Annotated in this window: 16 protein-coding genes, 1 tRNA gene and 1 pseudogene; 7 read left to right on the top strand and 11 right to left on the bottom strand. The window is 71.0% G+C overall.

The genetic code is table 11. The features are described from left to right. Window positions 1-80 precede the first annotated feature (80 nt). The 5 genes from HWX00_RS15800 (at window position 81) to HWX00_RS15780 (ending at window position 2,339) form a co-directional block, all read left to right on the top strand. Complete coding sequence (locus HWX00_RS15800) at window positions 81-455, top strand: DUF2946 domain-containing protein (protein ID WP_049031262.1); 375 nt, start codon at window positions 81-83, stop codon at window positions 453-455. Window positions 456-551: 96 nt separating this feature from the next. Beyond that, the gene (gene copC, locus HWX00_RS15795) at window positions 552-917 is read left to right on the top strand and encodes a copper homeostasis periplasmic binding protein CopC (RefSeq protein WP_034186186.1); all 366 of its coding nucleotides are present in this window, start codon (window positions 552-554) and stop codon (window positions 915-917) included. Window positions 918-958: 41 nt separating this feature from the next. Beyond that, a complete protein-coding gene (locus HWX00_RS15790) occupies window positions 959-1,405 on the top strand; it encodes a copper chaperone PCu(A)C (protein WP_175026803.1) in 447 nt (148 codons plus the stop codon). A 32-nt stretch (window positions 1,406-1,437) separates the two neighbouring features. Then, a complete protein-coding gene (locus HWX00_RS15785; RefSeq protein WP_167361905.1) occupies window positions 1,438-1,611 on the top strand; it encodes a hypothetical protein in 174 nt (57 codons plus the stop codon). A 98-nt stretch (window positions 1,612-1,709) separates the two neighbouring features. Continuing rightward, window positions 1,710-2,339 carry a LysE family translocator gene (locus tag HWX00_RS15780; RefSeq protein WP_049031261.1) on the top strand — a complete coding sequence of 210 codons (630 nt, stop codon included), beginning with the start codon at window positions 1,710-1,712 and terminating at the stop codon, window positions 2,337-2,339. Between the two features lie 13 nt (window positions 2,340-2,352). Here HWX00_RS15780 and HWX00_RS15775 read toward each other — a convergent pair whose 3' ends face one another. Next, window positions 2,353-3,666, bottom strand: coding sequence for a leucine-rich repeat-containing protein kinase family protein (locus HWX00_RS15775; protein ID WP_175026802.1), 1,314 nt, complete (start codon window positions 3,664-3,666; stop codon window positions 2,353-2,355). 141 nt (window positions 3,667-3,807) lie between these two features. Between HWX00_RS15775 and HWX00_RS15770 the strand changes: the two genes are divergently transcribed. Next, window positions 3,808-3,892 (top strand) — tRNA-Leu (locus HWX00_RS15770). Between the two features lie 76 nt (window positions 3,893-3,968). Here HWX00_RS15770 and HWX00_RS15765 read toward each other — a convergent pair. Continuing rightward, window positions 3,969-4,841 (bottom strand): LysR family transcriptional regulator, encoded by an 873-nt coding sequence (locus HWX00_RS15765; protein WP_034186182.1) that lies wholly within the window; start codon window positions 4,839-4,841, stop codon window positions 3,969-3,971. Between the two features lie 139 nt (window positions 4,842-4,980). On the opposite strand from HWX00_RS15765, the gene HWX00_RS15760 reads away from it, so the two are divergent. Beyond that, complete coding sequence (locus HWX00_RS15760) at window positions 4,981-6,222, top strand: MFS transporter (RefSeq protein ID WP_175026801.1); 1,242 nt, start codon at window positions 4,981-4,983, stop codon at window positions 6,220-6,222. A gap of 41 nt (window positions 6,223-6,263) precedes the next feature. Here HWX00_RS15760 and HWX00_RS15755 read toward each other — a convergent pair whose 3' ends face one another. From HWX00_RS15755 to HWX00_RS15715, 9 genes and pseudogenes are all read right to left on the bottom strand, one after another. Further along, complete coding sequence (locus tag HWX00_RS15755; protein ID WP_175026800.1) at window positions 6,264-7,511, bottom strand: RhtX/FptX family siderophore transporter; 1,248 nt, start codon at window positions 7,509-7,511, stop codon at window positions 6,264-6,266. 22 nt (window positions 7,512-7,533) lie between these two features. Beyond that, window positions 7,534-9,045, bottom strand: coding sequence for a PepSY-associated TM helix domain-containing protein (locus HWX00_RS15750; RefSeq protein ID WP_175026799.1), 1,512 nt, complete (start codon window positions 9,043-9,045; stop codon window positions 7,534-7,536). A 1-nt stretch (window position 9,046) separates the two neighbouring features. Further along, window positions 9,047-9,310, bottom strand: a complete 264-nt coding sequence (locus HWX00_RS15745) for a hypothetical protein (RefSeq protein WP_175026798.1) — start codon at window positions 9,308-9,310, stop codon at window positions 9,047-9,049. Beyond that, window positions 9,310-11,430 (bottom strand): TonB-dependent siderophore receptor, encoded by a 2,121-nt coding sequence (locus HWX00_RS15740; protein ID WP_175026813.1) that lies wholly within the window; start codon window positions 11,428-11,430, stop codon window positions 9,310-9,312. Before HWX00_RS15740 ends, HWX00_RS15745 begins: the two co-directional genes overlap by 1 nt. A 211-nt stretch (window positions 11,431-11,641) precedes the next feature. Continuing rightward, the gene (locus HWX00_RS15735; protein ID WP_175026797.1) at window positions 11,642-13,405 is read right to left on the bottom strand and encodes an ABC transporter ATP-binding protein; all 1,764 of its coding nucleotides are present in this window, start codon (window positions 13,403-13,405) and stop codon (window positions 11,642-11,644) included. Then, window positions 13,402-15,126 (bottom strand): ABC transporter ATP-binding protein, encoded by a 1,725-nt coding sequence (locus tag HWX00_RS15730; RefSeq protein WP_175026796.1) that lies wholly within the window; start codon window positions 15,124-15,126, stop codon window positions 13,402-13,404. The genes HWX00_RS15735 and HWX00_RS15730 overlap by 4 nt, the downstream gene beginning before the upstream one ends. Continuing rightward, window positions 15,123-16,175: a Gfo/Idh/MocA family oxidoreductase gene (locus HWX00_RS15725; protein ID WP_059556864.1), complete on the bottom strand. Its 1,053-nt coding sequence runs from the start codon at window positions 16,173-16,175 to the stop codon at window positions 15,123-15,125. Before HWX00_RS15725 ends, HWX00_RS15730 begins: the two co-directional genes overlap by 4 nt. After that, window positions 16,172-21,649 carry a non-ribosomal peptide synthetase gene (locus HWX00_RS15720; protein WP_175026795.1) on the bottom strand — a complete coding sequence of 1,826 codons (5,478 nt, stop codon included), beginning with the start codon at window positions 21,647-21,649 and terminating at the stop codon, window positions 16,172-16,174. The genes HWX00_RS15725 and HWX00_RS15720 overlap by 4 nt, the downstream gene beginning before the upstream one ends. After that, window positions 21,646-26,014: pseudogene (locus HWX00_RS15715) on the bottom strand (non-ribosomal peptide synthetase). Before HWX00_RS15715 ends, HWX00_RS15720 begins: the two are co-directional and overlap by 4 nt. Window positions 26,015-26,074: the final 60 nt, after the last annotated feature.

The following is a 26,074-nucleotide window of genomic DNA, read 5'->3' as shown; positions in this document are numbered from 1 at the left end:
CCGCATGCCGCCGCCGTCCCGCGCACCGGCGTGCGTGGCATAATCCGCTCCATCGTCGTCCATACGCCGCCGCGCATCGCATGCTGAGTCGTCGCCTCCGGAAGATCGGCAGTCTGATCGGGATGCTCGCCATCCTGATGACGGCGCTCGCGCCGACGATCTCGCAGGCGCTCACCACGCAAGGGCGTGTCGACGCGCTGCTGGCCGGCTACTGCACGGCCGCGCCGGCCGCCGGCGGCCACGCGTCCGATCCGTCGACCAGCCTCCACGCGCATCTCCAGGCATGCGGCTATTGCAGCCTGCTTGCCCATACCCCCGCGCTGCCCGCCCCCGAACTGACGTTCGCGGCCCACGTACGCGTGATCCAGCATCGCGCGGCCACCCGCTTCGAAAGCCTGCGCCGCGCGCTGCCGCTCACGGCCGCGCAGCCGCGCGCCCCGCCGTTCACGTCCTGATCCGCTGTCGTTGCACGTGATGCCATCGCGCATCGCGTGGTCCGCGCACGCCGCTCGCGTGCGTGACATGTCACGTTTCGAAGGACGCTCACCCTCATGCATACCGCCACGCTCTTTCGCGGCGCACTCGCCGCGCTCGGCTTCGTCGTCATCCAGGCTGCCCATGCGCACGCCATCCCGAAGAAGCAGGTCCCGGCCGCCGACGCCACGCTGTCGGCCGCGCCGCACGCCGTCACGATCGATTTCAGCGAAGCGCTCGAACCGGCCTTCAGTTCGATCGCCGTCACCGACGGCCATGGTCAATCGGTCACCGACGGGAAATCGGCCGTCGACGCCGGCAACCGGAAACGGATGCACGTCGCCCTGGCCAGCCTGACGGCCGGCGCGTACACGGTCGCGTGGGTCGCGGTGGCAAGCGACGGCCATCGCACGCAAGGCCGCTACACGTTCACACTGAAGTAACGCACACGCTGCCCCGGCCCCCCCCATCAGGAGAACAAACGATGAAACACCCGATTCCGACCACCCTGCTCGTTGCCGTGTTCGCGCTGCAAGCGCCCGCCTCGTTCGCCGCGCCGGCCGTGCAGGCCGATGCGTGCTGGATCCGCGCGATGCCGGCGACGGTGCCGTCGTCCGGCTACTTGACGCTGAAGAACGACGGCGACACGCCCGCCACGCTGACAGGCATCGACAGCCCCGCATACGGGATGGCGATGGTGCATGAAACGCAGACGAACGGCAGCACCGCGAAGATGGTTCATGTCGACTCGGTCGTCGTCCCCGCGCACGGCTCGCTGACCTTCAAGCCGAAGAGCTATCACGTGATGCTGGAGGAACCGCGCAAGACCGTCGCGCCCGGTTCGAAGGTGCCGTTCCGGCTGCATTTCGCGGACGGCTCGACGGTGTCGGTCACCTGCGACGCGAAGGCGCCGACCTACGCCGGCCAGTAACGCACCCGGTATCCCGATCGAAGGAGACGCACATGAAAGACCGCCTGCCGCTGGCCGGCCGGATCGTCCGCTACCGGACGCCGCTGAATCTCGCCGTACTGATCGTCTGCGGGTTGTGGGCCGCGTGGATCGCGTGGATGACGCGGCCCGCCGCGATCGACACGCCGCCGTCGATTCCCGCGTACTGCATGCGCGACACGCACTGACGCGCCGCGCCCGCACGGTTCCGGCGGCGGCCCGCGCCGTTATTGGCGTGGCACCATCGCTGCATCCCGTCCGCCGGAACCGTCACCCGGAGCAACGCATGGCCCTTCAGACCTGGATGCTGTTTGCCGCAGCCTATCTCGCCACGACACTGTCGCCCGGGCCGAACGTGCTGCTCGTGATCCGCAACACGGTGCGCTACGGCACGCACGGCACCGCCGCGACGATCGCGGGCAATCTCGTCGCACAGGGTGTGGTCGTGCTGCTCGTCGCGCTCGGCGTCGGCGCCGTACTGGCCGCGATGCCGCCGCTGTTCGTCGCGATGAAGGTCGTCGGCGCCGCCTACCTGATGGTTCTGGGTGTGCGGCAACTGCGCGGCGACCGCATGGCCGCCGCGTCGGGCGGCGCCGCGCAAAGCGCCATGCCCGACCGCGCGAAGCTGTTTCGCGAAGCGCTGTTCGTATCGGGCAGCAATCCGAAGACGATGGTCTTCCTGTCGGCATTCATGCCGCAGTTCGTCGTGCACGATCGCCCGCTCGCGCTGCAGTTCGTCGTGATGTACGCGACGATCGCCTGCACCGTCGTGATCGTTCACAGCGTCTATTCGGCCGGCGTGCGCCGATTCCATCGCGATTTCGGCACGCGTCGCGCAGCACGTGCGCTCAAGCGCGCCAGCGGGCTGCTGTTCGTCGGGCTCGGGATCAAGCTGCTGACCGCACGGCAGGCGTAAGCGGGCAAGCGCGTCAGCGCATGTGCGCGGCGAGCGCCGCGGCAATCTCGCCGAACGACGGGCGGGCGTCGATATCCTCATTCAGGCAGGCCGCCGCGAGGGCATCGAGGGCATCCGAGCGCGACTCGCATCGCTCGAGCAACTCGCCGAGCAGATAGCCGAACGCGCGCACTTCGAGCCGCTCGAACCTGCCGCCACGCGTGCGGTCGTTCACGTCGTAGAGCGACGCCGCGCCGAAATCGCCCAGCAACGCGCCGCCTGCCCCGTCGTGCAGGATGTTGTGCGCATACAGGTCGCCATGCATGATGCCGCGCGCATGCAGATGGCCCGCAACCGACGCGATGCCGTGCGCGATCCGCACCGCTTCGGCCGGCGCGAAGCGCGCGTCGGCCGCATACACGTCGCGCGTGCAGGAAGCGAAGCTCGGCGGCCCGGCGAGATTCCCGAGCGCGGGATCGACCAATTCCATCACGAGGCCGTGCGTGCCGTCCGGATGCCCGCTCACCTTGCCGATCACCGGGATCAGGTCCGGGTGGCGGCCGGCGTGCAGGCACGCGGCCATTTCGCAATCGGGCAGGCCGTCGCTCGTCACCGCGCCCTTGAACAGCTTGACCGCGACCGCGCGCGACGGGTGGCCGTCCATACGCCATTGCGCGCGGTAAATGACGCCCGATGCGCCCTCGCCCAGCTTCCGCTCACACGACAGCGACGCCCAGTCGATCTGCGCGACGTCCGGCCCCGCCGCCGCCGCCGCCTCCGGCGCCGCACTGAACGGAATGCCGGCCGTGGCGAGCCACGCGAGACGCGGCAGGCGCAGCAGCCAGTCGGGCAACGCCTCCAGCCGGTTCGCCGACAGGCGCACCAGTTCGAGCGCGCGGCATGCGGCCATTTCGGCCGGCAGCGCGCGCAGCCGATTGCCCGCGAGCATGAGCTTCTGCAGCCGCGAACAGTCGCCGATGTCGGCCGGCAGCGCGTCGATCGCGTTGTCGGTGAGGATCAGCCAGCGCAGCGCGCGCGGCAGTGCGCCGCGCGGCACCGTGCGAATCCGGTTCGCCTTGAAGCCGATCATGTCGAGTTGCCCGCACGCGCCGAGCACGTCGGGGAACGCGGTGAAGCGGTTGCCGGATGCAAACAGGATGCGCAGGCGATGCAGCCGCGGCAGGTCGTCCGGCAACGCGGACAGCGCATTGCCGGTCAGGTCGAGCACTTCGAGCGTATCGGCCAGATCGAGGATCTCGCGCGGAAATTCGGTCAACCCGCATGCGAGCTTGAGTTGCCGTGCGCCCGACAGTTGTCCGGCCTGCAGTTGTTCGAGGGTGTGGGTCACGGGTGAAAACGGGTTGCGGTTGCGACGGTCGCCAGACCGATCCGACGAATTCTACCGGGATCGCTGCCGTGCAAAATCATGACGTTGTCACGGCCCCTTCACAAACGCGCAATGTGACGTTAGAATTGCGCCCCTTGCAGTGCCGACGTGGTGAAATTGGTAGACACGCTATCTTGAGGGGGTAGTGGCGAAAGCTGTGCGAGTTCGAGTCTCGCCGTCGGCACCAAATGCAGCTTCAACGTTTTCCGCGTATTTTCCGAAACCCGCGACAGCAGATGGCTTCGCGGGTTTTTCGTTTTCGGCTACGCCAGCCGCAGAAAATTCCGCACCACCGCCGACGGCTCGTCGCATCGCGACACGATGGCCAGCCTGGCGCGCAGCCCGTTACCCGCGAACGGCCGGTACACGACCCCGGGCACCTGCACCTGCGTGATCGCCTTCGGCACGACCGATACGCCGAGCCCGGCCGCCACCAGCGTCACCGCGGATGCCATCTGCGGCGCCGGCTGCGCCATGCGCGGCTCGAATCCGGCGGCCTTGCACGCGGCGACGATGTCGTCGAACAACGCGCTGCCGGCCTCCCGCGGCACCTGCACGAACGACTCGTCGGCCAGTTCCGCCAGATCGATACGCCGGCGCGGCGCCAGCCGATGCGCGACGGGCAGCGCGACGAACATCGGCTCCTCGTCCCAGTCGGCGGCGCGCAACGTCGCGGCGACGCGCCGCACCGGCCGCACGATCGCCACGTCGAGGCGCCCGGCATCCAGTGCCTCGAGCAGGACACCCGACGTCGCTTCCTGCAACGTCAACTCCGCATCCGGAAACGCCTCCCGAAAGCGGCGAATCAGATCCGACACTTTCGGGTTGAACGCCGCCGTCCCGGTGAAACCGACCCGCAGATGGCCGGTTTCGCCGCGCGCGGCACGCCTGGCCGCGCGTGCCGCGCGCTCGGCATCGTCGAGCACGCGTCGCGCCTCTTCCGCGAAGACCTCGCCTGCCAGCGTCAGCCCGGCGCCACGCGCGGTCCGCTTGAACAGCTCCACGCCGAGTTCGCTTTCGAGCGCCTTGATCTGCTGGCTCAACGGCGGCTGACCGATGCCGAGCAGGTCGGCGGCCTTCGTGAAATTCGACGTGGCCGCGACGGCCAGAAAGTATCGGAGATGCCGGAGTTCCATTCGTGAGCGACCTTGCGGGAAGTCGAGGCGGCCTTTAAGCCAGTGTTAAAACATATCGCTGCGGTTCTTTTCATATATTGGACATATACATGACGATGCGCAAGAATTCGTGCATTCCCGTCGCACATCGAGTGCATCCATGTCCGCCCCCTCGATTTCCCGCTCCATGCCCGGCCTGCAGCAAGCCGCACCCGATGCCCTGCCGGCCGGCGTGTCCCCGCGCTCGGCCGCGTACAAGCGCATCGCGCTCGCGCTCTTTCTCGCCGGCTTTTCCACCTTCTCGCTGCTGTACTGCGTGCAGCCGCTGCTTCCCGCGTTCGCCCGCGAATTCAACCTCGGCGCGGCGTCGAGTTCGCTCTCGCTGTCGCTGTCGACCGGGATGCTCGCGGTGTCGATCCTGTGCGCCGGCGCACTGTCCGAACGCGTCGGACGGCGCGGGCTGATGTTCGCGTCGATGACGCTGGCCGCGCTGTTCAACCTGCTGGCCGCGCTGTCGCCGAACTGGAACCTGCTGCTGCTCTGGCGGGCGCTCGAAGGCTTCGCGCTCGGCGGCGTGCCGGCGGTTGCGATGGCCTATCTCGCAGAAGAAATCGCCGCCGACGGGCTCGGCTTCTCGATGGGCCTCTACGTCGGCGGGACCGCGTTCGGCGGCATGATCGGACGGATCGGCATGAGCGCGCTCGAAGAGCACTTCTCGTGGCGCACGGCGATGCTGACGATCGGCGTCATCGACCTGCTTGCGGCGATCGCCTTCGTGATGCTGCTGCCGACATCGCGCCGCTTCGTGAAGCGCACCGACCTGACGCTGCGTCATCACATCCGGCTGTGGCACGCGCAACTGCGTCACGTGCGTCTGCCGTTCGTGTTCGCGATCGGTTTCCTGGTGATGGGCGCGTTCGTGACGATCTACAACTACGCCGGGTTCCGGCTCATGGCCGCGCCGTTCAACCTGAGCCCGACCGCCTGCGGACTGATCTTCGGCGCCTACCTGTTCGGGATGGTGTCATCGTCGAGTGCCGGCGCGCTCGCCGACCGCCTCGGGCGGGCCCCGGTGCTCGTCAGTGGCATCGTCGTCTTCGCGGCGGGTCTCGCGCTGACGCTGTCGCACTCGCTCGTCGCGATCGTCGTCGGCATCGTGCTCGTCACGATCGGCTTCTTCGTCGCCCACTCGGTCGCGAGCGGCTGGGTCGGCAACCTCGCGGGGGCCGCGAAGGGGCATGCGGCCTCGCTCTATCTGCTGGCCTACTACGTCGGGTCGAGCGTGCTCGGCTCGATCGGCGGGACGTTCTGGCAACACGGCGCGTGGGCGAGCGTCGCCGCGTATGTCGCGGTGCTGCTCGCGCTCGCGCTGCTGGCGGCGCGACGGTTGACGCGCGGCTGAGGTGACGCAGCGCGACCGGCGCGCGCCGGACCGCGCCGCCGTCACGACGCCAGCACATCGCTCCCCTTCGCCGCATGCGCTGCCTCCCGCCGCCGCAGCGTCATCGCGATCAACGCGGCCAGCACCGCCAGCCCGACACCCGTGAGAAACCCGCCCGTATAACCGACCTTCGCGGTCAGCGACAGGATCGTCGACGACGCGATCAACTCGCCGAGATCGCGCGTGCTCTGCACGGCCGTCACGTCGGTACCGGCCTGGTCGCTGCCGCCCGCGAAGCGCATGCCGGCCGTCATGATCGACACCGACGTGATCCCCGTCGCCAGCGAGCCGAGCACCGTGCACAGCCACGCCCACGATGGCGACACCGGTAGCCATCCGCTCGCCTGCGCGAACCACAGCAACGCCGCCGCGCCCGCGCAGCTCACGCCGGCCGTGAACGCACGCCATACCCCGAGCCGCCTCACGAGCCACGCGCCGCCGCCGCAACCGAGCACGACCGTCACGACGCCGCCCGCCATCCCGAGTTTGCCGATCGCGTCGAGCGTCCAGCCCGCGTCGTTGAGAAACAGCTTCGACAGGCCGAAGCCCGATACGGCCGTCATCGCCGACAGCAGCGCGAGCGACAGCAGCGACCACGAACGCGGCCGCTTCGCGAAACGCACGAGGCTCGCGTCGTGTGCCGGCCGCGCCCGCGCACGGTCCGCATCGCGCGGCAGCACCCACAGCACGCAGACCAGGCTCGCGAGCGGCACGGCCGCCAGCGCGAGAAACGCGGCCGGCTGGCCGAACAGGCCGATCAGCGTCAGTGTGCCGGCGCCGCCGCCGAAGAAGCCGATCATCACGCCGGCGATCTGGATCGCGTTGATCCTCGCGAGCGTGTCGCCGCTGAAATGCTCGGCGGCCATGCCGTCGTTCGCGATGTCCTGCGTTGCGCTGGCAAGCGACGCGACGGCCAGCAGGCCGACCGCCCAGCCGGCCGTCGCGACCGTCATCCCGATCTGCGCGAGGCAGCCGAGACACACCACGACGAGGGTCTGCATCGGCAGCATCCAGCTGCGCCGCCGCCCGAGGCGTGGCGACCAGCGGTTGTCGACGACGGGCGCCCACAGGAATTTCACGACCCACGGCAACCCGACGAGCGGCAGGAACGCGAGAGCGTGAAGCGGCGCGCCGTCGTGGCGCAGCAGTGTCGGCATCGCATCCATCGCAATGCCGATCGGGATGCCCTGCGACAGGTAAAGCAGCGTGATCGTGACGACCAGGCGGCGATGTTCGAGCAGATCGCGCATCGAAGTCTCCAGTTGCATGAGGTTAAAAAGGTTCGACGCCGGCCGGCACGCGTGCGGCCGGCATCGCATCGCGCCGCGGACGGCGGGCGGCACGCAGCAGCAACACGCCGAATACGACGAGTGCCGCGTCGATCCACCCGTACACGGGTGCGCCCGCGCCCAGCAGCGCGAGTGCGCAATGCGTCGCGCCGGCCAGCCCGTAAGCGGCGCCGGCCGCACGCATCAGCACGCGCAGCCATGCCGCCCGATCGGCCGCCCGGGCCGCGACCGCAATCGCACCGGCCCACACGGCCCAGAACAGCATCGCGAGCGCATGGTCGACGTGCACGCCGTCGGGCAACGCGCGCCCGGCAAACAGCAGGACACCGCCCGCGAGCACGAGCCCCCCGCATGCGCCCACCGCGACGGCGGCCAGCACGTTTGCCGAGCGATCGCGCTGCGCGCGCCGCCGCTCGATCCACAGATGCAAGCCCGTCGCGCACAACACGCACGCAGCAAGCCCCATCAGGAAATGAAGCGCGCGCAGCACACCGCCCGCCGCACCGACCCAGCCGTATTGCGCGAAATGCAGCGGCTGCACCGCGATGAATGCGCGCAGCCAGAAGCCGCGACCGCGCGACGTCGCATCCGCGAGCCATTGCCCGTCCGCCGCGCGATACAGGTGACGCTCGAACACCGCCGTACTCGGCAGCCCCGCGGTCGTGCCGGCAATCTCGACGGTCGCGTTCGCGTCGCCCCAGCGATGCAGCGCGACGGCTTCGCGCCGGAAGTCCGGCCTGCGCGCCGCATCGCGCCGCAACAGCGCGTCGAGATCGGGCGCGTGCTGCCACGGGCCGCCGGCCTCGGCGGGCGGCGGCCCGCCGAGCAGTTCGGCGAACGCGCGCTGCGGCTGCCCCGGATACGCAACGCCCGCGAGCGACACCGTGCCGAGCGCGCCGAGCCCCGACAACGCGCCGGTGAACGCGAACAGCACGAGCCACGGCGTCCCCCACAGGCCGATCCACGCATGCAGGTCGAACAGCGCGACGCGCAACCCGTGGCCGCGCCGGACGCGTGCCGCATCGGGCCAGCGGCGGCGATGCACGACCACGCCCGCGACGACGAGCACGAGCAGCACGATGCCCCACAGGCTGACGAAGATGCGGCCGGGGAAACCGGCGAACAGCGTCTTGTGCAGCGTGACGATCAACCTCGCCCTTCCCGCGTCGGGCAGCGGCGCGCCCGTCGCCGGATCGAGCGCCAGCGTGCACGCCTGGCGCGCATCGCAGAACCGGATCGCCGGATCGTCCGGCCGCGGCAGCACGATGCGCACGTCGCGCAACGCAACACCGTGTGCCGCCGCGCGCGCGACGAGCGCATCGAGCGGCAACGCCGGCCGCGCGACCGCCACCGGCGGCGGCCGCCACCAGCCCTGCATCGAATCGAACGCGAGACTCCAGGTGCCGCTGAACAGCACGACGAACAGCACCGTGCCGAACAGCGCGCCCGCGCCGCGATGCAGCGCGCGCCAGCGCGAACGCGACGACGCATCCATGTCAGCGCCCTCCCCAGAACAGCGCGCACGGCACCAGCGCCGCGAGCCACACACCCGCGCGCCACACCGCCTGCCGCGGCCCGGGCGCGACGAGCATCCACAGCAGCGCGGCCACGCTCGCGGCGAGCGTCAGCAACACGGCCGCATAGAGCCGGTTCAGGCCGTCGGCCGGGTAATGACGGGCCAGCGTGACCGCGAGCGCCACCGCGCCCGGCAGCACGCCGCCGATCGCGATCGCCGAGCGCGTGCCCCAGCCGGGCGCCATCAGAACTGCCCGCGCACGGTCAGCATCACGTTGCGCGGTTCTCCGTAGCGGTTGTTCCAGCCCGGCTGGCTCAGGCTCAGGTAGTACTGGCGGTCGAACAGGTTGTTGACGTTGAGCGCGGCGCTCCAGTGCTTGTCGTAGCGGTAGCCGAGCCGCACGCTCGCGAGCGCGTAGCCGCCCTGGCTCATCGTCACGCCGTTGGCCTGCGCCGAGTAGCTGCTCTGCACCTGCAGGCCGCCACCGACGCTCCAGCGCCGCTCCTGCCACGGCAGGTCATAGTTGGTCCACAGCCGGAACAGGTGGCGCGGGTTCAGCAGCGGCGCGAACGTGCCCGCGTTCGCGAGGTTGTCCGCGTAGCGCATCGTGTCGTACGTGTAGCTCGCCCACACGCTCCACCACGGCGTGATGCGGCCGTTCGCCTCGAACTCGAAGCCCTGGCTGCGCACGCTGCCGCCGTTCACGTAATAGCAGCTCGGCCCCGCGCACGGATGCGCGATGTCGACCTGCGGGTTGTTGTCGAGGTCGATGCGGAACGCCGCGAGCGACACGTTGAGCTTGCCGCCGGCCAGTTCGCCCTTCACGCCCGTCTCGTAGGTGCGCCCCTTCACCGGCGTCAGGATGCCGCCGCCCCACATCGACTTGGTCTGCGGCTGGAACACTTCCGCGTAGCTCGCGTACCACGACCAGTCGCGCGCGAAATCCCAGATCAGACCGCCGTAAGGCGTGAACTGGTGACCGGTGTTGTAGTGCGCGCCGAGGCTGTCCTGGTTCCACCAGCTCATCCGGCCGCCGAGCACGAGCGTGACGGGTTCCGCGAGCTTGATGCGGCCGAGCCCGTAGACGCCCTTCTGCGAAATGTCGTTCTGCTGCGACTGCTGGTACGGCCCGATGCCGGGCTCGGGCACGCTGCCCGGGTTCCAGCGGTACACGTTCACCGGCGTACCCGACACGTTGCCGAGCAGCGGCGCCGTCATCTGCCCGCTGCTGCTGTTCGCGTAGGTGATGCCGAACAGCAGGTCGTGCGTGAGCCCGAACGCATGCACGGGGCCTTGCACGTTCGCGTCGAGGCTGCGGCTGTAGCTGCTGAACTGGTACGCGCTGCCCGTCAGCCGGCCGCCCGCGCCGGTCGCCGGATCGATCGCGCCGAACGAGCCCGCGTACTTCAGGTCCGAGCGCACGCTCTGGTACTCGCCGCTCACTTTCGCTTTCCAGCCGGCGCCGAGCTTCTGCTCGACCGACGCGAATGCGCGCGTCGTGTCCCAGTTGAAGCGGCCCCATGCGGTGTCGAGGAACGTCGAGCGCGACAGGCCGAGGCTCGACCCGTCGCGCGCCATCGGCACGCCGGACATGTCGGGAATCGACGACGTCGTCTGGTACTGCGCGCCGAACGTGAGCAGCGTGTCGCGCGTCAGGTCGACTTCCGTGACGCTGTAGATCGAACGCGTGTCCTGCTTCGCGTGGTCGTAGAAGAAGTGACGATCCTCGTATGCGGCGACGAGCCGGCTGCGTACGGTGCCGGCCGCGTTGAGCGGTCCGCCGATGTCGGCTTCCGCGCGATAGCGGTCCCAGCTGCCGATGCTCACGGACGCGTTCGCGGAGAACCGGTACTGCGGCCGCTTGCGCACCAGGTTGACCGTCGCGGCCGGATTGCCCGAGCCGTGCAGCAGCCCGTTCGCGCCACGCAGGATTTCCACGCGCTCGTACACCGACATGTCCTGCGGCGCGCTCGCCATGTCGCCGATCACGACCGGCACGCCGTCGAATTCGAACGAGTCGACCTTGAAGCCGCGCACGAAATACGCGGTGGTCAGCAACACGTACGGCTGCACGGTCACACCGGCCGACTGCTGCATCACCTCGTCGAGCGAATACAGGTTCTGCTGCTCGATCCGCTCGCGCGTCGTCACGCTGATCGACTGCGGAATCTCCCGCAATGCGAGCGGCAGCTTGCCGACCGTCGCGACCGACGGATCGTCGGCCACGCCGCGCGACGCGTTCACCGAAATTGCCTTCAGCTCGCTCGCCGCCGGCTGTGCGGCGGCCGCTTCCTTCCGGATCTCCGTGCCGGCCGGCGGCGCCGTCTCGGCGAACGCGGCCGCCGGATGCGCCGCGATCAGCAGGCCGAGATACAGCGACGGCCGCCAGCGCCGCCGCCCCGAACGGGCGACGTGCGCGCCCTTCATCACCGATCTCCCAGGTTCCCGTACCTCGTACCGCATCACGCCCCCGTATTTGATAATCATTCTCATTATCAAATAGAACCGGCAGGCGATTTTTCGATCGAGGGGCTTTTCCTATCGATTCCGGGCACGGCGGCCCGCATTGTTCACGTCAGTGTGCGGATTCGGCCGGCCGGGCTTCCTGACCTGCGCCTGCATACGATGCGTCGTCGTGCCGGCGTCCCGCGCGGGCGAAGGTCGCGTACCACGCATCCGCTTCCACGAGCTGCGCATGCGTGCCGGTCGCCCGTACGCGGCCCCCCTCGAGCACGACGATCGTATCGGCGGCCGCCGCGAGCGCCGGCTGGTGCGTGACGACGATGCGCGTGCGCTGCCCGCGCAGCGCGACGAGGCTGTCGCGCACGCGCCGCGCGCCGAATTCGTCGAGGCTCGCGGTCGGCTCGTCGAACATCAGCACCGGTGCCCGCGCCAGCAACGCACGTGCGAGGCAGGCTCGCTGGCGCTGCCCGCCGGACAGCAGCTGGCCGCCGGGCCCGACGTCGGTGTCGAGCCCGTCCGGCAGCCGCTCGGCGTCACGCAGCAGGCCGACCGCATCCAGCACGGCGCGCAGTTCGGCGTCGGTCGCGTCCGGACGCCCCATCCGCACGTTCCATGCAAGGCTGCCGCGAAACAGCGCGTTGTCCTGGAACACGAGGTTGCGCGTCGCGGCGAGCGTCGCTTCGCTCAGGTGCCGCACGTCGGCGCGGCCGAGCAGCACGCGCCCGGTGCCCGGATCGTCGAGCCGCGCGAGCAGGCCGAGCAGCGTGCTCTTGCCGGCGCCCGTCGGGCCGACGATCGCGACGAAACCGCCCGCCGGGCAATGGAGGTCGATGCCGTCGAGCAGCGTTGCGCCGCTGGCGGACCGGTAGCCGACACGCATCGCGTCGACGCTCGCATCGTGTACCGGCGTGCCGCGCTCGGGGCTGTCGAAACGCGGCGCGTGCAGCACCGCGAGCACCGTGTCGAGCGCGCGCCAGCCGCCGCGCAGCGCCTGGTCGAGCTGCGTGAGGTGCGCAAGCGGCTCGATGAAGCGCACGAGCAGCACGAGCACCGCGACGGCCGTCGCCGCATCGAGCCGGCCCGCCGCGACGGCCCATGTGCCGCCCAGCAGCATCGCGACGAACACGCCCTGCACCGCGCCCGCGAAACCCAGCTCGATCGGCAGCGAGCGCCGCATCAGCGCACGCGTGCGGCGATGCTGCTCGTCGAACGCGCGCTGCAACGCCGCGCGCGCGTCGCCCTCGCGGCCCGCGAAGCGCAGCAGCCCCTGATGCGCGGCGAAGGTCTGGAGCTGCACGGCCATGTCGCGCTCGCCGGCCGCGCGCGCCTGCTCGAACGCGAGCGTGCGCGTGCCGCCGCGTTCGAGCAGCGCGAACAGCAGCACGGCCGCGGCCGCGAGGCACGACGCGATGCGCCAGTCGATCCACGCGAGCCCCGCGACGACCGCGAGCGGCGTGACGACCGCGGCGATCAGCGGCCCCAGCAGGTGCGCGGGCATCCCCATTGCCTGCATGACCGGGCCGCGCAGCAGCCCGGCCGGATGACTGTCGCGCACGGCCTGCCAGGACGCGATGCGCGGCAGGTGCCGCACGAGGCGATCGACGAGCCCGGCCGCGAGCGCGCCGCCCGCGCGATAGCCGCCGCGTTGCGCGACGTACATCACGAGCGCGTGGCACAGCGTCAGCGCGCCGAGCGCGATCGTCCAGTGCAGCGCGGCCGCATGCGCGCCGGCAAACCACGCGCGGATCAGCGGCACGAGCAGCAGCCCGCAGGCGCCGTCGAGCAGCGCGGCGGCCACCGCCCAGCCGACACCGCGCCGCAGCGCGCGGCGGGTTTCGGGCGGCAGACACTGCAAACGTTTGAGCGACTTCATCATCGTGCGGCCTCCTCGCCCGCGCCATCGCGTTCGCGCCACAGCCGCGCATACAGGCCGCGCGCGGCCAGCAGCGCGGCATGCGTGCCGCGCTCGACGATGCGGCCGCGATCCATCACGAGGATCTGGTCCGCGTGCCGGATCGCGTCGAGATCGTGGCTGACGATCACGCGCGTGCGCCGGTCGCCGCGCAGCGCATTGCGCAACGCGCGCGCGGTTTGCGGATCGAGCGCCGAGCCCGGTTCGTCGAGCAGCAGCAACGGCGCGGGCGACAGCAGCGCGCGCGCGATCGACAGGCGTTGCAGTTCGCCGCCGGACAAACGCACGTCGCGCCCGCACACGCAGTCGTAGCCGCCCGGCAACGCGTCGATGCGTTCGTCGAGACAGGCCGCGCGCGCGGCGGCGTGAATCGCGTCGCGATCGGCATCGGGCCGGTAGAGCGCGATGTTCGCGGCAATCGATACGTCGAGCGCGGTGGCTTGCTGGAACACCATCGCGACCTGCGCACGCCGCGTATCCGGCGCGAGCAGCCGCAGATCGGCACCGCCGAGCCGCACCGTGCCGCGATCCGGATCCATGAAGCGCGCGAGCAGCATCAGCAGCGTGCTCTTGCCCGCGCCCGACGGCCCGACGATCGCGGTGACCGCGCCGGCCGCGATCGTCGCGTCGATGTCGTGCAGGATCGGCGTGCCGTCGAGGTCGACACTCACGCCGCGCAGTTCGACCGACGCATCGCGCGGCACCTGCGCCGCGCCGTCGGCGGGCTCGGACAGGCCTGGCTGCGCGAGCAACGCAGCCAGGCGCGCGGCGGCCGCGCGCGCTTCGCGCAATGCATCGGCGCCATGGCCGAGCGCGCGCACCGGCGCCGCGACCGCCCAGATCAACAGCGCGAACGCGCACAGTTCGCCGACCGGCAACCGGCCGGCCGTCAGCCACGTCGCGCCGAACACGACCCAGGCGAGCAGAAACGGCGTGCCGAGCAGCACCTGCGTGCAGGCGCCGGGCCCGCCGACGCGGCCGACCCATGCCGAAAATGCCCGATCGAAACGCGCGGTTGACGCCAGCGCGGCCGCCTCGATGCCCGCGCCCGGATACTGCCGCACGAGCGCCGGGTTCTGCGCGAGTTGCGCATAGTCGCCCATCAGGGTTTCGAGCGCCGTGTTGCGTGCCGCGACGGCCGGCGCGAACCGCGCCGACCGCATCCAGCGGAACAGCGCGGCGCCGGCCAGAAGCGGCACCAGTGCAAACGCGAGCAGTGCGGGATTCAGGTAAAGCAGGCTCGCCAGCGCCGCGCATGGCACGACGACGAGCTGCGTGACGTCGGCCGGCGCATGCGCGACGAGCTGGTGCAGCGCGCGCACGTCCTGATCGACGTGACGCGCGACGCGATCGCTGCCCGCGCGGGCGAACCAGCCGAGCGGCAAACGCTGCAGATGATCGGCGAGCCGCTTGCGCAAGCGATCGCCCAGATCGGCGTCGACGCGATGCGTCAGGTGCAGCGCGACCGTCTGGCCGCCGAGCCAGCACACGCCGGCGACCACGGCCGCGACGAGCCAGCCGCGTGCCGTCGCGTCGAGCGCGTGCGACCCGCGCCATGCGTCGGCGATCCGGGCGAGCGCGAGCCATGGCACGAGCGACGCGACACCCGCGAGCGCCTGCAACACGACCGCCGCCGCGAGCGGCACGGCAAACGGCCGCAACATCGAACGCAACGGCCCCTTCATGCGGCACGCTCCAGCAGCATGCCGAGCGTCGCCGCGCACGCATCGCCCGGCGGCTGCGCCGGGAAGCCGAGTTGCGCGGTCAACTGCTGCCAGACGCGCGTCACGTCGATGCTGCGCTGGTTATGCGCCGGCAGCCCTTCCCCGGACACGAGCCGGTCGACCGCGCGCACGGCCGCCTGCGGCCAGCAGCGCGAATGAATCTCGCCCCACGTGTCCTGCGCGTCGTCGCAGATCTGGAGGCTCGGCATGTCATCGCCCGCCGAGTCGCCGAAGATCGGGAACAGCCCGTCCTCGGCCATCGCCGGTTCGCGCAGCGCGGGCGCCCACCACAACGGCCCGTGCGGCGAGGCGAGCGTCCAGGTGCCGGCGTCCGTCGTCAGCGTGATGCCGAACAACAGGCTCATGCGGCCGTCGTCGGCCGCCGCCATCTCGTTGTGCACGCGCAGCGATACCGGCGTTTCGGCCAGCACCATCGCGCATTCGCGCATCGACGACAGCGCCGGCCCGATCGGCTCGACCGACCAGGGCCCGACGCCCTGCAGCGCGGCCGCCAGCACGTCGAGCGCCGCGTAGCTCGCCTGCACCGAGCACACGACGTCCGCGTGCACGGGAGCACTCGTGTCGCGCAACCGCCGCGCGACCGCGATGAAGCGCGCGACGACGGGCAGGTTCGGATAGAAGCTGTTCAGCAGGCAGCGGCGGCCGTGGCGCGACGCGGCGCGCAGCACGGTATCCCATTCGTCGGGCAGCAGCGGATGCTCGATCACGACGTCGATCCCGCGTTCGAGCAGCCGGCACGCGAGCGCGGCCCCTTCCGCGCCGCGCGCCGCGCCGCCCACCGCGACGCAGGCGACACGCACGTCGTCCGGCAGCGCCTCCGGGCAATCGAACACCGGTGCGCCGACGCGGGCGGCCAGTGCGGCGGTACGCGCGCTGCCGCGGCCGAGCAAGCCCGCGACGCGATACGAACCGGACGCCGCGAGGCCCGCCGCGTAGAACTGGCCGAAGCGGGAGCCGGCCACGACGACCGGCAGCGGGTGAACCTTCATCGTGCCTCCTTCAGGCGGGTGTCGACGAACGCGGCGTTCAGGCAGTCGAAATGACCGCCGGGGATGTCGGCGGCCGTGATGCCGCCGAGCGCCTGCGCCGTCCAGTACTCGGTGAGCGCCGCGCGCTGCTGCGGAATCAGTGGGTTGCAGCGCTCGGGCACGAACAACCGCAATGCGCCCGCATACGGCGCGTCGCCGGCCCAATGGCTCGCCTGCACGGAATGCATGAAGAGCCGGTACAGCCGTTCGCGCTCGTCGAGCAGCGGATGCGCGACGTCGTCCTGCATCGACAGGCCGGCCGCCGCACGCAGCACGCGCCGGCGCAACTCGTCGAGCGGCTCGCAGCGATCGCCGAAGATCTCGAGCTGCGCCTGCAGGCTGCCGGGCGCGAGCCGCGCGGGGTCGGCCTTCAACGCGTCGGCGAGCGCATCGGCGAGCACGTACGTTTCCGGAAAGCCCAGCGCGTCGAGCGGCAGTCCGAGCGTCGCCGCGAAATTGAACAGCACGAGCCGTTCGTCCTCGATCAGGTAGGGAATGCGGTAGCTCGACACGATGTCGAGCGTGCGCACCGCGACGCCGAGCTGCACCAGCGATTTCGCCATTTCGAGTGCGACGAGCCCGCCCGAGCAGTAGCCGAGCACGTCGACCTCGCGCACGCCGCTGCGCCACAGCGCATCCGCATAGCGCCGGCCGAGCGTCGCGTTCAGGTGACGCGCCGGCAGGTCGAGATAGTCCTGCGCGTCGCGCACCGCGAAGCCGAGCACCGGGCCGAGCCGCGCGAGTGCCGGCAGTGCCGGACGATAGGCATGCACGGTGCCGAGCCCTTCGTGCACGATCACGCGCGGCACGCCGTCGCCCGGCGCGAGCGGAATCGACCGCACGTCGGCGCGCACGCGCGGCGCGGGTGCGTGGACGACGGACGACGGCTGCATCGCGCGCGGTGCGGCCGCGCCGGCCGGCGATACGGCGGCCGACGGTTGCGTCTGCGCTTCGCGCAGGCAACGGGCGAACGCCGCCGGCGTCGGCCGCGCGAGCACCCAGCGCAGCAGCCGGTCGAACGGATGCGCCTGCGCGAGCGGTTCCTCGCCACGCAGCCGCGACACGAGTTGCGCGATCAGCAGCGAATCGCCGCCGGCGGCGAAGAAATCCTGATCCGGCGTGACGTTGCGCGTATCGAGCACCGTCTCCCACCATCCGATCAATCGCGCCAGCAGCGGATCGGCGGCGGGTGTCTGCGCCGGCCGAACCGCCGCCGGTTCCGGCTCGCGAATGTCGGCAATGCCGGCCAGCGTCCGGCGGTCGATCTTGCCGTTCGCGGTCACGGGCAGTCGCTCGAGCACGCGCAGTTGCGACGGCACCATGTAGCCCGGCACGCGCTCGGCAACGAACGACAGCAGCGCATCCGGCGCGATGCGGGCCGCGCCGCGCTTCACGTGCGCGAGCAGGATGTCGTAGCCCAGCGCGTCGAGCGGCGAGCCGGCCGTCACGCAGCCGAGTGCGCGATCGCCGTCGTCCCCCTGCAGCCATTCGAGCCACTGCGCGCGCGGTACGAACAGCCGGCACGACCCGGCCCGCGCATCGCGCGGCGTCTCCATCATCAGCCCCTGGCTGATGCTGATCTCCGGATGCTCGGCCGTCAGTTCCTGGATCACCCACCATGCATCGGCCGCCGACAGCGCGCGCAATCCGGCGATCAGTGCAACCGTGTCGCGCGCGTTGTTCAGCGCGCCGGAGCTGATCGTCATGTCGATCGAATGCGGCGCGATGCCCTGCGCGTCGAGCGCTGCATTCATGTCGAAACGCACGAACCGCATCCACGGATACGCGGCGAAGCGCTCGCGCGCGGCCGCGAGAAAGTAGCTCGACACGTCGCTGAACAGGTAGTCGATCCGCGTGCCCGCTTCGACCAGCGGCGCGAGCGCATCCACGATCGCGCGCGTCGCGGCGGCCGTTCCCGCGCCGATCTCGAGGATGCGCCACGTACGCCGCGGCTCGCGCGCGACGATCTCGCGCACGGCTTGCGCCATCCCGCGATGCAGCGCATGCGCGTGTTCGCCGTTGCTGTACATCGCTTCGGCGATATGCGACGCGCCTTCGGGGAACATCAGGCCGGCCGGCGAAACCGTGCCATCCACCTGTACGTCCAGGCAGCCCGCGCTGTCGCGGAAGTAGTCGATGAGGACCGGCGGCCACAGCTCGGGCGATGCATGCAGCGCGAACGCATCCCAGCATGCGTGCGCGTCGGCATGGCTGGCGTCGGACCGTCTACGCCAGCCGCCTTCGGCATCCGCGTGCAGCACGCCGTGCGTCACGAGCATCGCGAGCCAGTGGCGCAGCAGATGCTGCCGCGCCGGCGGCACGCGCAGCCGCTCGCACAGCGTCGCGAAACCGGTTGCGTCGTCGGCCGTCAAGCCGCCTGCCGGTACGATCCACGCAGCCAGCGACGCCACGCATGCCGTTTCGAGCTGCTCGACCGATCGCGCCACGTCCGCTTGCGCGGGCCAGCGCACGGCGTCGAACGCAGCGCGGACCGGTGCCGCGATCTCGTGAAGGGCGGGGTCGTGCGCCGACGGGTCCGGCGCCGCACCCTGCAGCGACACGAAGCTCGCCAGCCGGCGCTCGGCGCCCTCGCCGAGCACGATCGTCGCGGCCGCGCCGACCAGCGGATGCGCGGTCAGCGCCGCATCGATCTCGGCCAGCTCGATCCGGTAACCGCGGATCTTCACCTGATCGTCCTGCCGGCCGAGGAATTCGAGCGAACCGTCGGCGCGCACGCGGCCGAGATCGCCGGTGCGATAGAGCCGGCGCCCGTCGCGATGACGGATGAAACGTTCGGCCGTTCGCGCGGGATCGTTCGCATAGCCCGTCGCGAGCCCGACGCCGCCGATATGGATCTCGCCGCGCACGCCGGGCGGGCACGGCCGGCCAAGCACGTCGAGCACTTCCATCGTCTGCCCGGTCAGCGCGCGGCCGTACGGAATGCTGGCGAGCTGCGTGTCCTCCGGGCGGATCGGATGCTCGATCGACCAGATCGACGCTTCGGTCGCGCCGCCGAGACTGAACAGCGCGCTGTCGGGCCAGCGTTTCCACCAGCGGGCCGGCAGCGTCACCGGAATCCAGTCGCCCGACCACAGCACGCGGCGCGGGCCCGGCACGTCGAGCGCCGGTTCGCCCTCGAGGTAATCGATCAGCATCTGCCCTTGTGCGGGCACCGAGTTCCACACCGTCACCGCATGACGTGCCATCAACTCTGCCCAGTGCGACGGATCGTGACCGCGCGCGGGGTCGGGCAGCACGACGCACGCACCGCGCGCGGTCGCGCCGAAGAAGTCGTAGACGGACAAGTCGAAGCTCAGTTCGGCCAGGCCGAGTACCACATCGCCCGCACCGACCGCATGGCGTGCGTTGATGTCGGCGAGCGTGTTGCACACCGCCGCGTGGCTCAGCATCACGCCCTTCGGTTCGCCGGTGGAGCCCGACGTGTAGATCACGTAGGCCAGCGCCGCGCCGTCGACGTCGCACGCGGCGCGCGGCGGCCATTGCAGATCGGCGGGCAACGCATCGGCATCGATGCGCACGCATCCTTCATGCTCGAAGTCCAGCGCCCGTACGCTCACGACCGCGCGCACCCGCGCATTGCGCAGGATCGCCTGCCGGCGCAACGCCGGCTGGCGGCTGTCGACCGGCACGTATGCGGCGCCCGCCTGGACGATCGCGAGCACGGCCGCGAGCTGGTGCGCGCACTTCGGCATCAGCACCGCCACCGTGTCGCCCACGCCGACGCCGGCCTGTTCGAGCGCGGTACGCAGCGCCGCCGCATGTTGCGCGACATCGCGGTACGTGCGGGCGCCCTGCGCGTCGATCACGACCGGCGCATCGGGCGTGCGCAGCGCCTGCGCGGCAAACCCGGCCGCGATATGCGTCTCCGCGTCCGGATGCACGTCGGCAACGGGCGCGGCGCACGGCAGCACGATGTCGCCCGCACGCGACCACCATCCGGCATCGTCGGCAAGCCGGCCCAGCAGCGCGACGTACGCGTCGAACATCGCGGTCGGCAAGCCTTCGGGAAACAGATCGTCCCGCACGTCCCAGCCGATCTCCAGCCCGCCGAACTGGTCGGTCACCTGGCAGTCGAGCCACACCTGCGGCGTCTGGCTGATCATGTAGCGCGGCGGTTCCGCCCGGCCCGCCTGCTCGCCGAGCAAGCGGCCGACGCTGCCGATGCCGCTCGTGAACACGACCGGCATCAGCGCCGCCTCCTTGCCGCGCCGCCGCGCGAGTTCGCGCATCACGTCGACGCCGGTGAATGCGCGATGGTCGAGATCGTCGAACATCCGCGCACCGATCGTACGCGCGCGCGCGATGAAATCGCCCCCTTGCGTCACGTCGACGGCGAGCATGCTCAACGCGGTGAAATCGCCGAGCACCGCGTCGATGCGCGGATGCACCGGCGGACGGTTCAGCACCGTCAGGTTCAGGCAGAACGCCGGCGACTGGCTCCAGCGGCCGACGACTTCCGCGAACGCGGCCAGCGCGACGCTCGCCGCACTCAGCCCGAAACGGCTTGCATGGCCGCTCAGCGCGACCCATTGCGCGCGGTCGAGCCGCGCATGGCGATGCGTGAAACGCGGACGGGCGTCGGTGCGCATCGCGGGCACGACCGGCAGATCGGGGCGCGCCGGCAGATCGTCGATGCGCGCGAGCCACCAGGCCTTGTCGCGCGCATGATCGGCGCCCGTGCCGGCCTGCGCCTCGTGAGCCACATAGTCGCGAAACGTCGCGTCGAGCGGCGCCGGCTGCCATTGCGGATCGTCGTAACGGCGCCGCCATTCGGCAAGCAGCAGTTGCAGGCTCGCGTAGTCGATCAGCGTGAAATCGACGGACAGGTGCAGCAGCGCGCCATCCGGCCCGAGGCTCACTTCGGGCTGCAGCACGGGCCAGCGGTCGAGCGCATGGACCGCGTGGTCGAGCCGCTCGCGTACCCGCTGCACGTGCGCGTCGAATGCGTGCGCATCGCCGTCGCGCAGGTCGTGCACCGTGAGCCGCTGCCACGGCACGTCGGGCAGCACGCGCTGCCATGCGTTGTCCTCGACGATCGCGCGCAGCATCGGATGCCGCGCCACGCACGCATTCCACGTGGCCTCGAAGCGCACGCAGTCGAGATCCTGCCGCTCGTCGTATTCGACGTACAGATGGCATGCGCTGCCGCCGAACTCGAACGACTCGTGCCGGCCGAGCACGTACGCGGCCTGTACCGGCGTCAGCGCAAACCGTTCATGCTGGCGCGCCGGATCGCCGCGCCACGCGCCGCCCCGCAGGAAGCGGACGAACGCGTCGCGTTCGGCCTTGATGCGCGCGGCCAGGTCCGCGTCGAGCGCGCCGGCCGGTGCGCGATAGCGCAGCTGACCGCCGTCGTCGCACCACAATTCGATCTGCCGTTCGCGGCAGAGATCGAGTACGTCGTCGAAGCTCACAGCACGCCCTCCTCGATCGTCGCGACCGATGCGCTGCCGTCCGCCGTGACCGCCGGCGCCACATCGTCGAGCTGGGCGGCAAGACCGGCGAGCGTCGGATCGCGGTAGAACGCGGCCATCCCGATCCGCGCGCCGAGCCGTTCGCGCAATTGCGCGAGCAGGCGCGTCGCCAGCAGACTGTCGCCGCCGAGCGCGAAGAACGTGGCGTCGCGGGCGTTCGCCCGGCAGCCGAGCGCCTGCTCCCAGCACGCGAGCAGCGTCGCATGCCGTTCGTTTGCCGGCACGAACGCGTCATGCGCGGCCGGCGCGTCGCCGAGCGCGCGCGCAAGCGCGTCGCCCACCGCGCGCCGGTCGATCTTGCCGTTCGCGTTGAGCGGCCAGCGCGGCAGGCACCACAGTGCGTCAGGGCGCATCGCGTCCGGCAGCCGGTCGCGCAGCCAGTCTGCCAGCACCGCTTGCGTCGCCGATTCGCCGACACGACGCGCGTCGAGGCATGCAAACGCGGTCGAATACCAGCTTCGGGAGTCGGGCGTGAAGCCGCTCGCCTGCGCGGCAGCGGCGATCGCCTCGGTCGTGAACGGCCGCGGCAACGAGGCATCGCCCGTCACGCTCGCGACGAGTTCGCGCAACGGCGAGTCGCGCAGCACGTCGGCGAACAGCAAACGGCCATCCCGCGCCAGCAACGCGGCCGCGATCCTGAACGTATCGCGCGGATCGTCGCGCAGGTGTGCCGCGGCGAAACTGATCACGCAGTCGAATGCGCCGAGATGACGCGCGGGCAGCAGGGCGTCCTGCAGCGCCTGAAGCGCGGGCCTCGTTCGCGTGAAGCGTGCCTGCGCGGTGTGCAGCAGACCCGGCGACACGTCGAACAGCGTCACGTCGAAACGCGGATCGTCGAGCACGTCGAGGCCCGCGTCGAACCATTGCCCGGCGCGGGCATCGAGCACCGCGACCCGCATCGCGTCCGTGCATGCAGCAGCCTGTGCATCGAGCGCGCCAGCAAACTCGCGCAGCACACGAGCGCCGTCCGGCAAGCGCGTCGCGAATGCAAGCGGCGCGACGCGCGGATCGAGCGCCACGCGCTGCGCGACGGTATCGGGATCGGCTGCGAGCGCGCGCAGCGCCGCCGTCAGGTCGTCCAGGTCGGTTGCATGCCAGCCGAGCCGATCGAGCGCGGCGTCGATCGAGATCGACGCATCGCCTGTCGCGTGCCGGCGCGCATGCAGCGACGGCGGCAGGCTCGCGCCGCCGTCGATCAGCCGATCGGCGACGACGCGTGCAACGGCCGCTTCCGCCTGAACCGTATCGGCCGTGCCCGCATCCGCGAGCGGCGACGGCGCCGCATCGGCCACGCAATCGGCCGGCACGAACGCCGCGACGATGCGCGCGACTTCGCCGTTCGCGACACTGGCACACGCGCCATCGATCCGCGGATGCGCGGCCAGTGCCGCTTCGATCTCGCCCAGTTCGATCCGGTGCCCGCGCACCTTCACCTGCCGGTCCTCGCGCCCCAGGAATTCGAGCGTCCCGTCCGGCCAGTAACAGCCGCGATCGCCGGTGCGATACCAGCGGCCCGACGCGTGCTGCACGAAACGCTGCGCGGTCAGCCCGGGATCGTTGCGGTAGCCGCGCGCAAGACTGTCGCCGCCGATCAGCAGTTCGCCCGGCACGTAATCGGGGGCGTCGCGGCCGTCGGCGTCGACCACGCGCCAGGCCTGCCCCGGCAACGGCCGGCCGTATGGAATCGAGCGCCAGTGCGGCGGCACGTCGCGTACCGTCTGCACGTTCGACCAGATGCCGGCTTCGGTCGCGCCGCCGAGCGCGTGGAATACGCATGCGTCGCCGCAGCGCTCGCGCAGGCGCGCCGGCAGGTCGAGCGCGATCCAGTCGCCGGACAGCAGCGCCGCACGCACGCTGCGGCACGCGTCTTTCGCGACCGGCACGGCCAGCGCCATTTCGAGCAGCGCGGGCGCCGAATTCCATAGCGTCACGCGATGCTGCGCAATCAGTTCGATCCAGCGCGCCGCGTCGCGCGCGTCGTCCTGCGTGGGCAGCACGAGTTCGGCACCCGCGCCCAGCACGCCGAACAGGTCGTACACCGACAGGTCGAAGTCGAGCGCCGACACCGCGAGCAACCGGTCGTCCGCACTCACGCCGAGCAGCGCGTCGATCGCGTCGATCGTGTTGACCGCCGCCGCGTGCGTCATCTCGACACCCTTCGGCACGCCCGTCGAGCCGGACGTATAGATCACGTACGCCGTGGCCCGCGGCGCGACCGCGAGCGGTGCGGCCAGCGGCGCATGCCGCATCAGTGCGGCGATGCTCCAATGCGGCACCGGCGCATCCGTGCGCGCCGTGTCGCCGATCACGGCTTTCACGCCCGCCGCGCGCTCGATCAGCGCCTTGCGCGCGGCCGGCTGCGCGATGTCGAGCGGGACGTAGCACGCGCCGGCGGCCAGTACGCCGAACACGGCAGAGACCTGCGCCGGCCCGCGCGGCAGGCTGATCTCGACGGCATCGCCGTGCCCGATCCCGGCCGCGCGCAACCCGCCCGCGATCGCGAGCGCCTGCGCGGCCAGTTCGCCGCGCGTCACGACCTGCCCGCCGCACCGCAACGCGACCGCCGCCGGTTCGCGCGCGGCCCCGGCGAAGAAATCGCGATGCAGCGTGCGCGGCCGGCCGGGCGCGGGCTGCGCGTTGAGCGCCTCGCGCACCCGACGCTGCGCGGACGGCAATTCGACCGCGATCGGCAGCCGCCAGTCGCGATCGCACAGCGCCTGTACGAGCGTGACGTACGCGCCGAACATCGCGTCGACCATCCCGTCCGGAAACAGGCCGTCGACGCTGTCCCACGCGAGCAGCGCGCCGTCCGGCACGCGATAGAGCTGATGATCGAGCCACACCTGCGGCGTCTGCGAAATCATGTCGTGCAGATCGCCGAACACGCGCGCGAACGCCTCGGGCACGAACGGCGCGTCGCCGAGATTGCACGAGAACACGACGGGCGCCGCGCGCGGCGTGCCCTGCCGGCGCGCATCGCGCAGCACGTCGAGCGCCGGATACGCGGCGTGCGCGATCGCGCCGTGCAGCCGCTGCTGGAAAACGCGCACCGCATCGGCCGCGCTCGCGTCGGCCTGCACGTCGCATTCGACGAGCAGCAGCGTCGTGAAATCGGCGATCACGCGGCCGAGATCGGGTGCGTCGCCATGCCGGTCGAACAGCGGCACGTTGAGCAGGAACGCATGGCGGCCGCTCCAGCGTGCGAGCACCGCGGCAAACGCCGCGCCGAACACCGACGACAGCGTCACGCCATGCTGCGCGGCCCGCGCCTGCAGGCGCGCAAGCTCGTCCGTGCTCAGCGTGTGGGCGATGCGGCTGAAGCGCGGCGCGCGGATCGCTTCCGGCGCGCGGGCCAGCGGCAGCGCCGGCCCTTCCGGCAGCGTCGCGAGCTTTGCGTGCCATGCATCGCGCGCCGCGGCCCGCGCGTCGCGCGTATCGGCCGCGCGACGCGCGAGCCAGGCCGGGAACCACGTCGACGGCGCGTCGGGCAACGCCGACGGTTCGGCATACGCGACACCGATCTCCTGCATCAGCAGCCGCACGCTGTCCACGTCGGCCGCGAGCAGGTCGACACTCAACCACACGCGATCCTCGCCGCCTGGCATCTGCACGAGCCCCATCATGAAGACCTGCGCGTGCTCGACATCGAGACATTCGTGCGACCGGAACGCGCGCAGCGACGCCCATTCGGTTTCCGCGTCGGCGGCCGTCTTGCCGCGCCAGTCCGCATGCGCGAGCACCGGCGCGTCCGACGCCGCGAGGATCTGCTGACGACCGCCGGCGAAGCGCGCGCAGCATCGGATGACGCTCGCGCACACGCCGGCACGCCGCGTCGAGACGAACGGGATCGAGCGCCTGGCTGCGGAATTCCAGAAACGCGTGGCAGCTCACGTTGCCGAGCACTTCGCCGTCGCCGCGGCCGAGCCAGTACGCCTGCTGCACCGCGGACAGGTCGAACGGCGCGTGCACGTCGACATCCTCGCCCGCGACGTCGGGAGCCGGCCGCGCGACACGCGGCGCATTCGCCAGCAACGCGGCCCACGCGCCGAGCGTCGGCGTGCGCGCGAGCGCATCGAACGTCAGCGCGTAACCGAGACGGTTCACGCGCGTCTGCAGATACATCAGCCGGATCGAATCGAGGCCGCAGCTCAGCAGGTCCTCGTCATCGTCGAGCGATGCGATTTCATCGACGGATTCGTCGAGCAGCCCGGCGATCAACGCAACGAGCTGCGAGCGAAAGTCGGTGGAGGAACAACAGGAAGGATCGGAATGGTCGATACGGGAATCGACAACGGTCTGGCTCATGGGCACGCCTTGTATGGGTCGTTCGATGGCGGATCCGCGCGGTGGCGGCCACCCGTGAAT

The organism is Burkholderia seminalis DSM 23518, assembly GCF_902832885.1.
Classification (GTDB): domain Bacteria; phylum Pseudomonadota; class Gammaproteobacteria; order Burkholderiales; family Burkholderiaceae; genus Burkholderia; species Burkholderia seminalis.
This window is presented reverse-complemented; position numbering and strand designations above follow the sequence as displayed.